At 44.8% G+C, this 13,568-nt stretch carries 11 protein-coding genes; 8 read left to right on the top strand and 3 right to left on the bottom strand.

The features are described from left to right. Nucleotides 1–4 precede the first annotated feature (4 nt). The 3 genes from ACFSR3_RS11040 to ACFSR3_RS11030 form a co-directional block, all read right to left on the bottom strand. On the bottom strand, nucleotides 5–1,348 hold the full coding sequence (locus ACFSR3_RS11040; RefSeq protein WP_379821019.1) for an efflux RND transporter periplasmic adaptor subunit: 1,344 nt from the start codon (nucleotides 1,346–1,348) through the stop codon (nucleotides 5–7). Nucleotides 1,349–1,358: 10 nt separating this feature from the next. Continuing rightward, complete coding sequence (locus tag ACFSR3_RS11035) at nucleotides 1,359–5,699, bottom strand: CusA/CzcA family heavy metal efflux RND transporter (protein ID WP_379821018.1); 4,341 nt, start codon at nucleotides 5,697–5,699, stop codon at nucleotides 1,359–1,361. Between the two features lie 84 nt (nucleotides 5,700–5,783). Continuing rightward, entirely contained in the window at nucleotides 5,784–6,110 is a 327-nt protein-coding gene (locus tag ACFSR3_RS11030) for a DUF6660 family protein (protein WP_379821017.1), read from the bottom strand. A gap of 83 nt (nucleotides 6,111–6,193) precedes the next feature. Here ACFSR3_RS11030 and ACFSR3_RS11025 point away from each other — a divergent pair, with 83 nt between their 5' ends. From ACFSR3_RS11025 to ACFSR3_RS10990, 8 genes are all read left to right on the top strand, one after another. Continuing rightward, complete coding sequence (locus ACFSR3_RS11025; protein WP_379821016.1) at nucleotides 6,194–6,526, top strand: ArsR/SmtB family transcription factor; 333 nt, start codon at nucleotides 6,194–6,196, stop codon at nucleotides 6,524–6,526. Nucleotides 6,527–6,544: 18 nt separating this feature from the next. Continuing rightward, nucleotides 6,545–7,021, top strand: coding sequence for a DUF6428 family protein (locus tag ACFSR3_RS11020; protein ID WP_379821015.1), 477 nt, complete (start codon nucleotides 6,545–6,547; stop codon nucleotides 7,019–7,021). 11 nt (nucleotides 7,022–7,032) lie between these two features. After that, nucleotides 7,033–7,662 (top strand): protein-tyrosine-phosphatase, encoded by a 630-nt coding sequence (locus tag ACFSR3_RS11015; protein WP_379821014.1) that lies wholly within the window; start codon nucleotides 7,033–7,035, stop codon nucleotides 7,660–7,662. 2 nt (nucleotides 7,663–7,664) lie between these two features. Beyond that, complete coding sequence (gene arsB / locus ACFSR3_RS11010) at nucleotides 7,665–8,747, top strand: ACR3 family arsenite efflux transporter (protein ID WP_379821013.1); 1,083 nt, start codon at nucleotides 7,665–7,667, stop codon at nucleotides 8,745–8,747. A gap of 537 nt (nucleotides 8,748–9,284) precedes the next feature. After that, the gene (locus tag ACFSR3_RS11005; RefSeq protein WP_379821012.1) at nucleotides 9,285–10,388 is read left to right on the top strand and encodes a fatty acid desaturase family protein; all 1,104 of its coding nucleotides are present in this window, start codon (nucleotides 9,285–9,287) and stop codon (nucleotides 10,386–10,388) included. Between the two features lie 8 nt (nucleotides 10,389–10,396). Beyond that, complete coding sequence (locus ACFSR3_RS11000) at nucleotides 10,397–11,650, top strand: cation:proton antiporter (protein WP_379821011.1); 1,254 nt, start codon at nucleotides 10,397–10,399, stop codon at nucleotides 11,648–11,650. A 215-nt stretch (nucleotides 11,651–11,865) separates the two neighbouring features. Then, nucleotides 11,866–12,177 carry an RNA recognition motif domain-containing protein gene (locus ACFSR3_RS10995; protein WP_379821010.1) on the top strand — a complete coding sequence of 104 codons (312 nt, stop codon included), beginning with the start codon at nucleotides 11,866–11,868 and terminating at the stop codon, nucleotides 12,175–12,177. 231 nt (nucleotides 12,178–12,408) lie between these two features. Continuing rightward, on the top strand, nucleotides 12,409–13,524 hold the full coding sequence (locus ACFSR3_RS10990; RefSeq protein WP_379821009.1) for a DEAD/DEAH box helicase: 1,116 nt from the start codon (nucleotides 12,409–12,411) through the stop codon (nucleotides 13,522–13,524). The last annotated feature ends 44 nt before the right edge of the window (nucleotides 13,525–13,568 follow it).

Genomic DNA, 13,568 nt, shown 5'->3' with positions numbered 1-13,568 from the left:
GTTATTAATGCTCATGCCCCCCACCGCCTTCACTCTTGAGAAGGTGGCTTTGGATATAATAGGCCCCCTTAAGTACTATCTTGGCATCTTTCTCAATCTCCTGCAGTATCGTCACCTGTACATAGCCCAGCTGGCTTGTCCCGGTCTTCACCTCGATACGCTGGAAATGATAGGTCGTGCCTTCGGATTCCTTATGCTCGTGCCCGTCATCATGGGAGTGGCCTTCTGCCGCATCATGGTCGTGATCGTGGCCGTGCCCATCATCGTGGCTGTGCCCTTGCTGCTCGTCATGTTCAGTGTCGCCATGTCCTTCTTCAAGTACAAAGATGTACTCCCTGCCATCAGCCCTGATGACAGCATCAGCCGGCAGCGCCTGTACCTGGCGCGTACCCACGTCGATAAGGGCATTGACATACATACCCGGTATGAGGGACTTTGACGGGTTTAAAATTTCCGCGTGGACAGCAACCGATTTTGTATCGTTCTCAAAGGATTTGCTGACATTGAACACCTTGCCGGTGATCTCACTGTTGTCCTGGTTGGTCAGCACAAATCGGATGTTCTGTCCTTCCTTCACCTTTTGAAGGTCCTTCTCATATACCAGAAGGTCAACATGCAGCTTTGAATTATCCACGATGGTAAACAGCGGCTTTCCTACTTCCGCATTGCTGGCCAGCTTGACATTCACCTCGGTCACATAACCTGAAAGCGGAGAGGTAAGCGCCATTACCGATGTGGCCGATGACTTGCTCAGGTTCAATACCGAAAGCTGCATGTCAAGGGATGCCAGCCTGGCCTTTTCAATATCATAGTCAGATTTTGTGCGCTGGAAGACTTTTTTGGAATTCACATTTTCCTCGCTGAGTGTTTTTTGCCTCTCATATTCCAGCTTTAGGAACTCTAGGTTGCTTTTTGAGGTGAGGTAGGCTTCCTGGAGCTGTGCAAATTCCGGGCTCTCCAGGGTTGCGAGCACCTGCCCCTTTTTAACGAATTGCCCTTCAATAACATTGATGGATTTTACAATACCGGTCATGTGTACCGAAACATCTGCCTGGTTTTGCGGGGGGAGCTTTGTGTAGCCGTTGGCATTGACAACCTCGCTGAGATTTTTCATTGAAAAGGTTCCCAATTCAATAGAGGATGCCTTGAATTGCGCTTCGTTAAGTTCGACCTCCTTCATTATAGCGTCCTCTTTACCGCTTACTTTCTTTTTGGCTTCTTCCTGTTCGTGCTCGTGGTTATGGGCATCATCCTTTATCGTATTGCGCAGCAGGAAGTAATCAAAGGCAAAGACAGCGGCAAGCCCCAGAATGATATACAGTATATGTTTAAGCTTAATATTTTTCATTATCAACAGATTATTGGTTTAACAGAAATTGAAGGTAGATCACCGCTTGGTTATGGTTGTTTACCGCATTTATATAGTTTGTCCTGATATCAAGCGCGGTTTCCAGGCCCTGCATGTATTCCACATAAGATATATCGCCGTTCATGTATGCTTTTGAAGAATTGTTGACGATAATATCAGCATTGGGCAATGCCGTAGCATTGTAATAGTTTACCAAAGACTCAAATGTGGTAAGCTGTTCCAGCTGCTGCTGGAACTCTCCCTGCAACTGCGCCTGCAGGTAATCTGCATTCATTTGCTGAACCTCTACATTGGTCTTGGCGGCCCTGATACGGGCTGACCCGCTTCCGGCAAAAATGGGAATACCGACACCGACCGAAAACCCCTGGAACTGCAATGAGCTGTCGTAGTTAACCGGCGAACCGTTCACATCCTGCATACCGCGCATGGACTGGATGAAATAACCGGCCGTAAAATCCGGCATCAGGACAGAACGCTCTACCTTCGACCCTGCCTTGGCAACCTCCAGTTCCTGCATTGCGAGCTGCACATTGGCATTTTTCTTTACCTGGGCTGAATCCCGTACCGCTATGGCTGCAAGCGGGGTAAAGGCTGTTTCTGTAATGGTAAAGTCATCTTCAAGGTTCAGTAATATCCGCATCCTGGAATGTTCCACCTTTATCATGGCTTCGTTTTGCTTTATCTGTTGCAAAAGCTCCTGCTGTTTTGCGATTGCCGTGGTATTTTCGAGCGATCCCGTCTCCCCTGTCCTGAATTTCAGGTCGGCGGCACGCACAAATTTCTGCATGTAACCATTTTGCTCCTGTAGTATCTTGTTAAGCTCGGTATAGTACAGCATCGTATTCCATGACTGGCGCACCCTGTAGGACAGTTCCTGTTTTGTAACGGCAACGCGCAGCTCCGCTGCTGTTGCGGTTTCGTTCAGCAGTTTTTTGCGTGCCCCGAACTGGAACGGGCTGAATGTCTGGGAAATACTAAAATATTTATCCTGAGCTGCCGTATTCACCTGCCCAAAGGTTCCGGTGATTTCTGTTTTTGGCAGGTCAAACGCTGTTCCTTTCAGCTGCGACTGCATCCGACTCTCCAGCACCGAAGCCTGTACGCCCTTATTATTTTGGACGGCTGTCGTAATTGCGGAATTCACATCGAGCGATTTTGTTGTCTGCGCGTTGCCCGAAATAGCAAACAGCAGCACTACAATGGCAGCTCCTCTAATTTTTGGCTTGTAGCCAAAGCCCTTTTCAAAATAATAATAAAGTATCGGCAGGACAACCAATGTCAGCAATGTTGCTGTTATAAGACCCCCAATCACCACTGTAGCTAAAGGCTTCTGTACTTCTGCCCCTGCGCCGCTGCTTAGCGCCATCGGAAGGAAGCCCAGTGAAGCGACCGATGCGGTTAGGATAACAGGTCTTAACCTTGCCTTTGTGCCCTCATGGATGCGTTTATAAATATCAGTCATACCTTCGGATTTTAACTGGTTGAAATAAGCTATCAGTACAATACCATTGAGCACTGCTACGCCAAAAAGGGCTATAAACCCGACCCCTGCAGAAATACTGAAGGGCATGTTGCGCATCCAGAGCGCAAACACTCCCCCTATCGCCGAAAGGGGTATTGCGGTAAAGATCAGGATGGATTGCTTAACGGATTTAAAAGTAAAGTACAGCAGTACGAAAATCAGTGCAAGGGCTGCAGGCACCGCTATCATAAGGCGTTTGTTGGCTTCGACCAGGTTCTCAAACTGGCCTCCATAGGTGATATAATAGCCTGAAGGCAGCTTCAGGCTCGTGCCAAGCTTGTCCTGTATTTTATTGACGACCGATTCCACATCGGCCCCACGTACATTAAACCCGATCACGATCCTCCTTCTGCCATCTTCCCTGCTGATCTGCATCGGTCCGTCCTCATATTTAATATCGGCTACCTGTTCCAAAGGGATTTGGCTCCCCGATGGCAGCGTAACGTAGAGCGACTTGAGGTTGCTGATATCCTGTCTGCTTTCTTCTGCTAGCCGCACCACCATATCAAAGCGCTTTTCGCCTTCATAAACTATTCCAGCGGTTTCCCCTGCGAAACCCATACGGATAACCCTGTTCAGGTCCCCGACATTGAGCCCGTAAAGCGCAAGTTTATCCTTATTGTAACGGATTGTTATCTGGGGTAGCCCTGCTACCCGTTCTGCCTTAGCATCGGCAACGCCCTCAATGCCTTTGATCATTTCGGTAACCTCCTCGCCTTTGCTGACCAGCATATCAATGTCCTCACCGAATATTTTTATGGCAACATCGCTCCTTACCCCGGTCATAAGCTCGTTCATACGCATCTGCACCGGCTGCGAGAATTCGGTTGTAGCGCCGGGGATATCCTCCAGGGCCTTCTCCATTTTCTCCATGAGCTCCTCTTTGGTCTCGGCAGAGGTCCATTCATCTTTGTCTTTGAGTATAATGATCATATCGCCCGCTTCTATCGGCATCGGGTCGGTAGGGATTTCAGCGCTGCCTATCTTGGTAACGATCATTTTGATTTCGGGAAATTTATCGCGAAGTATTTTTTCAGCTTTTGTGGTGGCCTCAATTTCCTGGGACAGGGAACTTCCTGAAGCTATTATAAGGTGCGTGGCAATATCGCCTTCATCCAGGGTGGGAATAAATTCACCTCCCAATGAGTTGAAGACCAAAAGTGCAGCGGCAAATAATGCTACCGAGAACCCGAGTACCGCTCCCTTTATCTTCAGGGCCTTGTCAAGCAGGGGACGATAAACGTTATACGTTGAAGAAATGATCTTATCGCTGAAGTTAGGCTTATGCCCGGTTTCTTTCTTAAGCACTAAAGCGCTCATCATCGGCACATAGGTCAGCGAGAGGATAAAGGCACCAAGGATCGCGAAGGACACGGTCTGCGCCATAGGCCCGAACATTTTGCCTTCTACTCCTACAAGGGCAAGTATGGGCAGGTATACTATAAGTATGATGATCTCGCCAAAGGCGGCGCTGCTACGAATCTTAGAGGCGGCCGCATAGACCTCCTCATTCATCTCGGCAGCTGTAAGCTTTTGTTTTTTCCGTACTTCCAGCCTGTGGATGATGGCCTCCACTATAATGACGGCACCATCTACAATGATACCAAAATCGATAGCGCCAAGGCTCATCAGGTTACCGCTGACCCCGAATAATTTCATCATGGAAATCGCAAACAGAAGCGCAAGTGGAATAACAGAAGCCACTACCAGCCCCGCACGCCAGTTGCCCAAGAGCAACACGAGGATAAACACTACGATCAGGGCGCCTTCGATTAAGTTAGTCTGAACCGTCCCTATGGCGTTATCGACCATTACAGTCCTGTCGATGAAGGGTTCAACGGCAACCCCTTTAGGCAGTGTCTTTTTGATCTGCTCCATCTTATCCTTCACACGCTGTACAACCTGGCCGCTGTTCTCGCCCTTAAGCATCATTACAAATCCGCTTACCTCCTCGCCTTTGCCATCTTTGGTTACCGCGCCGTAACGGATGCTGCTTCCAATCTGGACCTTTGCCACATCCCGTATCAGGATAGGTATGCCATTGACATTCTTAATGACGATCTTATTGATGTCATCGATACTGCTTACCATTCCTATACCCCTGATGAAATACGCATACGGTTTTTTGTCAATGTAAGCCCCGCCGGTATTCTCATTATTGGATTCCAATGCCTCGAATATTTCAGAGACCGTGGTATTCATGCTCTTTAGGCGGTCTGGCTGCACTGCAATCTCATATTGCTTGAGCTTACCACCAAGCGTATTTACTTCAGCCACACCTTTTGTTCCGGTTAGCTGCGGCTTAATGATCCAGTCCTGGATGGTACGCAGTTCGGTCGCATCGTATTTATCCTCATAGCCTTTCTCCGGAAAAACTACGTACTGGTAAATTTCACCCAGCCCTGTACTAATAGGCGACATTTCAGGTGTGCCAAGACTTTTTGGAATAATATCCTCAGCTTCTTTGATGCGCTCTGAGATTTGTGCCCTTGCCCAGTAAACATCTACATCATCCTCAAAGACAACGGTTACAACACTTAACCCAAAGCGGCTGATGGAGCGGAGCTCCACTACTTTAGGGATTGATTTTACGGATTGTTCTATAGGGTAAGAAATGAGTTGCTCCACCTCCTGGGTCGCAAGTGTTGGTGAGCTGGTAATAATTTGCACCTGATTATTTGTTATATCAGGCAGGGCATCGATCGGAAGGTTATACAGGGCGTACGAGCCTACAACAACCAATACCAAAGTGAATAAGCCAACAATAAATTTATTGTTGATGCTAAAATGAATGATCTTATCTAACATTGATAGTGCATTAGTATAATGATGTAATTACTACTCGCCGCAAGCAAGCATGCGGCATTTCCCGGCTCATTGCCGGCAAAATCATTAGACTAACTGAGGTGGCTGCCAAATGGAGCCGTGGAAATCAGATGTTACCGATTGATAAAAGTTGGAAACTTGATCTTGAAACGGGATTCCTGGATCAAGAAGCTCAAAGTCAATCGGAGCATACAGCACGATTGCCGTAACGCAGCTGCCGCAAACGCAAAATGGCGTGCAAAGCTCCGCATCATGGTCATGCTTATCCTGTGATTGGGATTCTGACCTGTGTTTGCCGGCCTCCATGGCGTGCGATTCACTGCAAGGCAACACCATAAGCCCCAGTAAATACACTGAGAATAGAATGGTTAGGATGTGCCTTATGTTTTTCATCGGAGTAAAAGTATAAAAAAATTTAAAGCCACGATAAAAATATTAAATTTATTATCGTAATATTGCAATATAAAAATATTACGATGGGAGCTACTAAAACTGATCACTTTACTGATAAACAAAATGAGCTGGCAATTTTGGCAAAGGCTATAGGACATCCTGCCCGGATTGCCATCCTGGAATACCTAATGAAAGTCGACACCTGTATCTGCGGGGACATTGTCAATGAAATGCCTTTGGCACAGCCTACCGTTTCACAGCATCTTAAAGAACTTAAAAATGCCGGGCTGATTAAAGGAAACATCGAGGGTAATGCTATATGTTACTGCATTAATGAAGAAGGATTTGAAAAAATCAAAGGTTTTTTTCAGGACATAGCCGACTACAGCCAGAACAAAAAAACTAACTGCTGCTAAGCAAAAAATAAATCTATTATGAAACTATCTGAAATTAAAAATCACCTTAGTAATCTCGAAGCGTTAAGCTTTATGCTTCCTGATGGCTCGTTTGTGCCGGAAAACTTCCATGTAACTGAAGTAGGGCTTATCACTAAAGATTTTATTGATTGCGGCGGTACCGTCCGTAAAGAGACCGTCGTTAATTTTCAACTTTGGGAAGATGCTGATGATGAAGATCACAGGCTGAAGCCAGGAAAATTATTAAAGATTATTGGCTTGTCCGAAAAAGTACTGGGAATTGGGGATTTTGAGATCGAGGTCGAATATCAGGATAGTACCATTGGGAAGTATGAGCTGGGTTTTAGCGGTAATAGTTTCCAACTTCTCAATAAGCAAACCGCCTGCCTCGCATCTGACCAGTGTGGCGTACCTGACACCAAGAAAAAGGTTTCCTTATCGGAAATTTCATCAAACTCTGCTAACAGCTGCACTCCGGAAGGGGGATGCTGCTAATATCTATAACTATGTCAAATAAAATCACACTCTACCCGGAAATTGAAGCTGTTGTCAATGGCTTTGAATTTGAGAACCTATTACCAGAGCGCAAAGAAGTTCTTCAGCCATTAATCAACTTTATACAAGCAAAAAGCTCAGAAAAGGAAGAGATACGGTTGAACCTGATCTGCACCCATAATTCCCGCAGGAGCCACCTTGCCCAAATCTGGGCGCAGGCCGCAGCTGCCCACTACCAAATTCCTCAGGTGTATTGTTACTCAGGCGGAACGGAAGCAACTGCAATGTTCCATGTAGTGGCGGAAACACTTGAACAAACCGGCTTTAAAGTACAAGCTCTTTCCACAGGCAGTAATCCTGTCTATGCTGTGAAGTATGCTGAGAACGAGCATCCTGTAGTGGCGTTTTCAAAAACATATTACAATGAATTCAATCCGGAAGAAGGTTTCGCAGCGATAATGACCTGCTCGCAAGCCGATGGAGGGTGCCCCTTCATTGCGGGTGCTGAAAAAAGGATAGCCATTACTTACGAAGACCCAAAGGAATTTGATAACTCGCCGCAGCAGGTTGAAAAATACAACGAGCGTAGTCTTCAAATAGGGCTTGAGATGTTTTATGTATTCTCGCAAATCAGGAAATAAATATGTCTACAAACAATTGTACTCCTGTACTTAAAAAAAAGAATCTTGGATTTTTAGACCGCTATTTAACTCTTTGGATCTTCCTCGCTATGGCAATCGGTGTTGCCATCGGTTATCTGTTGCCTGAAAGTAGTGGGTTTATAAATTCTTTCTCGAAGGGAACAACTAACATTCCTTTGGCTATAGGGCTTATCCTGATGATGTATCCTCCCTTGGCCAAAGTAAATTACAGCAAGATGGGTGAAGTGTTCACAAACATTAAAGTGCTGGGTGCCTCACTGCTCTTGAATTGGGTTATCGGTCCTATACTAATGTTCGCTTTGGCGTTATTGTTCCTCAGTGGATACCCTGAATATATGATAGGAGTTATCCTCATTGGTTTAGCGCGATGCATTGCAATGGTAGTGGTATGGAACGACCTTGCGGACGGCAATCGTGAGTACGCTGCAGGCCTGATAGCACTCAACAGCATTTTTCAGCTACTGCTCTACAGCATTTACGCCTATATATTTATCACCATACTTCCTCCCTATTTTGGCTATGACGGATTCGTCGTTGATATAAGCATTGGACAGATTGCAGAAAGTGTTGGGATTTATCTGGGAATACCATTTGCTCTCGGTTTTATAAGCAGGTATGTTCTTATTAAACTGAAAGGAGTCGAGTGGTTTGATAAAAAATATGTCCCATTGATATCACCGATAACGTTAATAGCATTGCTATTTACCATAGTGGTAATGTTCAGCCTTAAAGGCGAACTCATTGTAGAAATACCTATGGATGTAGTTAGGATTGCAATTCCGTTGGTAATATATTTTACGATTATGTTCATTATAAGTTTTTTCACAGGTAAGTTCTTTGGTGCGGATTATTCTAAAAGTACTTCAATTGCCTTCACGGCAACGGGAAATAACTTTGAGTTAGCCATAGCAGTAGCCATTGGCGTGTTTGGAATTAACAGCGGTCAGGCTTTCGCAGGTGTCATTGGACCCTTAGTGGAAGTGCCTGCTCTTATTGCCTTAGTTAATCTCGCTTTTTGGTTCAGGAAAAAATATTTTCTTAATCAAGCGCAAAAGCATGTTTAAGTCTAAATGGCTTCATATACCAATGACTGGATCAGAGAACCTATATTATCGAAATTGAAGTATACCAATCACCGTATATGTTATAAAATTATGTTGGATCCTCAACTATACTAAATAAACCGCTAAGAAGTAAAATACATAAAAAACCTCTTAATAATTACCGTTAAAGTAGGCTAATTTCTTCAAATCCTGCATAAAATGGTTTGGATTTTGTACATTTGGGGTTACTGTTAAAGAAGTGTTAAATCGAATGATTAGGCACTTCTTTTTATTTTTATCCAATAAGAATATAATGAATTTGGGGTAGCCATAACTTTTCAAGCTATACTGATGTTGAACGTAAAGTGTTTCTTCTGTCTAATCTCTTAATTAATGATAACAATTGCAATTATGGCATAAATATTGCCTTATATTTGTGTACTTCAACAAAGGAACACTTCCGAAAAAAGTATTGGAATCCAATACTATAGAATGCCCTCTCACCGTCCCGTCATATAGATTGCATAGTGAATTTAAGGTTGTAGCTATGTCGTTATCATGACAAAACGTTTGAAATTCCCTCCCAAATCCGCTTTTTTCACGGCAGTCAGGCAACGGGTAGATGCCCACTTTGCCGAAACAGGAAAGCATAAACATGCTAACATTGCGATGTGGGTCAAAACCCTCATTTTTCTTGGTGGTTTCTTTGGGTGTTATGCAGTTGTTATTTCCGGTGTCCTGCCATCCTTAGCCATGCTTGGCTGTGCCGTGCTTCTAGGTATGTTCAGTGCCTTTGTAGGCTTTAATATCTGCCACGATGCCATACACGGTTCGTTTTCGGCCAATAAACACGTCAACAAAGCACTCGGTATGGTATTCAACCTTTTGGGTGCCAGCCCTTACATCTGGAATATTTCCCATAACGGCGTACACCATACTTTTACCAATATACCCGGCCATGACGAAGACCTTGTTATTGCCCCGGGGCTGATACGCATTGAAGAAGACGATCCCAAAAGAAAAATACAGCGTTTCCAGCATTGGTACGCATTTCCCCTTTATGGTTTAGCCAGCCTGTCATGGGTTTTCCGTAAAGATTTTATGAAGATTTTCCAAAAAAAGATAGGTCAGGTTACGGTAAAGCACCCGGCAAAGGAATACTTTAACTTATTTGCCTCTAAGGGCTTATATTATTTTTTATTTATAGTACTGCCATTACTTGTCCTGAACATCACATGGTGGCAGTTTATCATTGGTTTTGTTGCCCTGCACCTGGCACAGGGGCTCACCATGGGGCTTGTGTTCCAGCTGGCACACGTGGTAGAAGAAACGGATTTTCCGGATGCCAATACTTCGGGTACAATGGAGGAAGCATGGGCAGAACACCAAATGCGCACTACGGCTAACTTTTCCTCTGACTGCCGTATGGCAGCGTTCTTCCTTGGTGGGCTGAACAGGCAGATAGAGCACCATTTATTTCCAAAGGTTTGCCATATACATTATGCCGAGATTGGTAAGATCGTAAAGCAGACCGCACAGGAGTATGGGTTACCCTATATTGAAAGCCCTACGTTCTTTTCTGCGATGCGCTCGCACTATCGTGTACTGAAAAAATTCGCACGTGAAGCTAACGCTTCAAAAGTTAATTACAAAGCGGCTTAAACACACCTATGGACCTGTTACAACTGATAACCCTGTTGCTGGTGATAAGCGCCGGTGTTTCCTATCTCAACCAGCGTTTTGTAAAACTGCCCGGCACCATAGGGGTGGTTGCCATATCTGTGGCGGTTTCCATTGTTATTGTAGTCATCGGCAAAACCAATAATGAGCTTTCTGATAAGATTAGGGATGTCTCAGCGAGTATGGATTTTTCAAGGATACTGCTGGATGTGATGCTGGGTTTTTTGCTTTTTGCAAGTGCGCTCCATTTTGATTACCAGAAATTGCGCAAACAGCAGTGGCCTGTTTTTGTGTTAAGCACATTGGGGGTTTTCATGTCAACAACTATTTTTGGGCTGTTGCTGTATTATCTGTGCAGCCTGTTCGGCATTGAGCTTCCACTTGTGTACTGCTTTATATTTGGCGCATTGATATCACCGACTGACCCTATAGCGGTAGGGGCAATACTGAAACATTCCAAAATATCCGAAAAGCTTTCGACTGTGATTGCGGGTGAATCTTTGTTTAACGACGCTGTGGGCTTATTGCTTTTTGTATTGCTGCTCGAATTTGTGCAGCAACCCGAAGCCATGATAAGCATCGGCACGGTTGGCAGCTTACTACTGCATGAAATCCTTGGCGGGATAGCCATAGGGCTGGTGGCCGGATACACAGGGTATAGACTGATAAAGTCGATAAAGGACTTCCAGACCATTTTGTTGCTATCCGTGGCTTTGGTCTTAGGTATATCGTTCCTTGCTAATTACTTCCATGCCTCCATACCGCTTGCAGCGGTTTCGGCCGGCCTTATCATCGGCAATAACAGCTTCCATACCGATAAAGTATCAGATGATTTCCTGCTAAAGATGTGGAAAATGATCGACGAGGTGCTCAATACGATACTTTTTGTGATGATTGGCCTGCAGCTGGTCGCCATGCCATTTTTAGAGGAATATTGGCTGCTTGGCCTTTTTTCCATAGTTATTATACTGATCGCACGAACCGTTAGCGTTTCATTGCCTGCACTCTTCCTTTTGGGTAAGCTAAACGTAAACAATGTACTTATACTGGCCTGGGCAGGCCTGCGCGGCGGAATTTCCATTGCCATGGCCTTGTCGCTTCCCGATTCGCAATATAAGGAAGGTATACTTTCAGGCTGCTATTTTATTGTGATGTTTTCTACTATAGGCCAGGGCTTGTCCATCAATACGCTGATTGCCGCCCTTGACCGCAAAGGCCTAAAAAGGCAGGCAAAGCGGCCTTAGAAAAAATCTATTTTACTGATTTTCAATTTTTTATTTTTAAATTTTCTCAGATAAACAGGCGTTACTAATTATATTTAGCTTACCTTTGACCCATATTGGTTCTCTGCCAATGCTCACGCTGATAAGCAAATTTGTCCATCTTGTAAAATTTGTCCCTTCTTACTCTTCAGTCCAGGCGTTCCCAGTTGCCTTATTTAATTTAAACAATTTACATTATGAACATTTATGTAGCAAACCTGGGGTATGGTACCTCAGAAAGTCAGGTGCGCGATGCTTTCGCTGCCTACGGAGAAGTAACTTCCGTAAAATTAATCACTGACCAGGTTAGTGGCCGTCCAAAAGGATTTGGTTTTGTAGAAATGCCAAACACTTCTGAAGCGGAAACAGCGATTGAAGAACTAAACAATTCAAGGCTGGACAGCCAGGTGATTGTGGTAAATGAAGCCCGCCCTAAACCGGCAAATTCAGGTTTTGGTTCTAACCGCGGAGGCGGTGGCTATTCAAGGTCTAACGACAGAAGATACTAAACTCATGTATACAGATAAGAATGGCTTAGGCCATTCTTGTTTTTTCCTGCCTTTTGAATTTTCTATTCCCATAATAGTGACAGTTTTTGTTTATAAAATTCATCTGGTATTGAACGGACGCTACCCGGATTTATTCCCCGCATCGTACCATCCCGAGAATTTCAGGTCTTAAATACCTCTTTGGTATTTAGGCTACTACTTTAAACAAAAGCCTTTACGGCACACTTTATCATGACATTTGAAAATTTAAATATTTCAGCTCCCATACTTAAAGCTTTGGGGCAACAAAATTATACAACACCAACTCCCATACAAGAGCAGGGCATACCGGTAATCCTTTCAGGTAAAGACCTGATAGGCTGCGCCCAGACCGGCACGGGTAAAACTGCTGCCTTTGCAATCCCTATTTTACAACAACTGGCAGGCCGGCCGGCAAAAAAGCCAAAAGCCATAAGGTCGCTTATACTTACGCCCACACGTGAACTGGCAATACAGATAAGCGATAACTTTACCGCTTATGGGCAATATCTTAGTTTAAAGCATACCGCCATTTACGGAGGCGTGTCGCAATTCCACCAGGTAAAGGCATTGCGGAACGGCATCGATATACTCATTGCCACGCCAGGCAGGCTGATGGACTTATTGCAGCAACAATACATTGACCTTTCAACCCTTGAAATATTTGTGCTGGATGAAGCCGACCGTATGTTGGATATGGGGTTTGTGCATGATGTAAAAAAGATTATCACAAAGCTACCTGTTCAAAGGCAAACGCTGCTTTTTTCGGCTACCATGCCCGCAGCCATACAGCAACTGGCGGACAGTTTGCTTAAAAAACCTGAACATGTAAGTGTAGCTCCTGTATCATCTGCCGCTGAGACAGTTAGCCAAAGTGTGTACTTCGTTGATAAAAAAGACAAGGAAAAGCTGCTCTCCCGTATTCTGAATAATACCGGAATTGCACGCTCACTGATATTTACACGTACCAAACACGGCGCAGACCAGCTTGTGAAGCTGCTGGCCAAAGAAGGAATCTTTGCCGCAGCCATTCATGGCAATAAATCACAGAATGCCAGGCAAAAGGCATTACAGGGGTTTAAGGTAAATCAGCTTAGGGTGCTGGTGGCAACAGACATTGCCGCACGCGGCATCGACATTGATGAGCTTCCGCACGTGATCAACTATGACCTGCCCGAAGTAGCTGAAACCTATGTGCACCGCATTGGCCGTACAGGCCGCGGCGGCAATACCGGTACCGCTGTATCATTCTGTGGTACTACGGAAAAAGCAGACCTGAGGAGTATAGAAAAGCTGATAGGATTTAAGTTGCCCGTTGCAACTCTATAATCTTTCCGAATGAAGATTGAAACTATGCAGTATAATTATCAAGT

The organism is Flavobacterium suzhouense (assembly GCF_042684765.1).
Classification (GTDB): domain Bacteria; phylum Bacteroidota; class Bacteroidia; order Flavobacteriales; family Flavobacteriaceae; genus Flavobacterium; species Flavobacterium suzhouense.
Note: the sequence above shows the minus strand (reverse complement) of the source record. Positions and strands in the feature narration are given on the sequence as shown.

Excerpts from the sequence above, each read along its gene's own strand:
- ACFSR3_RS10995 (WP_379821010.1), top strand. The coding sequence starts at position 11,866 with ATGAACATTTATGTAGCAAACCTGGGGTATGGTACCTCAGAAAGTCAG.
- ACFSR3_RS11035 (WP_379821018.1), bottom strand. The coding sequence starts at position 5,699 with ATGTTAGATAAGATCATTCATTTTAGCATCAACAATAAATTTATTGTT.
- ACFSR3_RS10990 (WP_379821009.1), top strand. The coding sequence starts at position 12,409 with ATGACATTTGAAAATTTAAATATTTCAGCTCCCATACTTAAAGCTTTG.
- ACFSR3_RS11015 (WP_379821014.1), top strand. The coding sequence starts at position 7,033 with ATGTCAAATAAAATCACACTCTACCCGGAAATTGAAGCTGTTGTCAAT.
- ACFSR3_RS11025 (WP_379821016.1), top strand. The coding sequence starts at position 6,194 with ATGGGAGCTACTAAAACTGATCACTTTACTGATAAACAAAATGAGCTG.
- arsB (WP_379821013.1), top strand. The coding sequence starts at position 7,665 with ATGTCTACAAACAATTGTACTCCTGTACTTAAAAAAAAGAATCTTGGA.
- ACFSR3_RS11040 (WP_379821019.1), bottom strand. The coding sequence starts at position 1,348 with ATGAAAAATATTAAGCTTAAACATATACTGTATATCATTCTGGGGCTT.
- ACFSR3_RS11005 (WP_379821012.1), top strand. The coding sequence starts at position 9,285 with ATGACAAAACGTTTGAAATTCCCTCCCAAATCCGCTTTTTTCACGGCA.
- ACFSR3_RS11020 (WP_379821015.1), top strand. The coding sequence starts at position 6,545 with ATGAAACTATCTGAAATTAAAAATCACCTTAGTAATCTCGAAGCGTTA.
- ACFSR3_RS11000 (WP_379821011.1), top strand. The coding sequence starts at position 10,397 with ATGGACCTGTTACAACTGATAACCCTGTTGCTGGTGATAAGCGCCGGT.
- ACFSR3_RS11030 (WP_379821017.1), bottom strand. The coding sequence starts at position 6,110 with ATGAAAAACATAAGGCACATCCTAACCATTCTATTCTCAGTGTATTTA.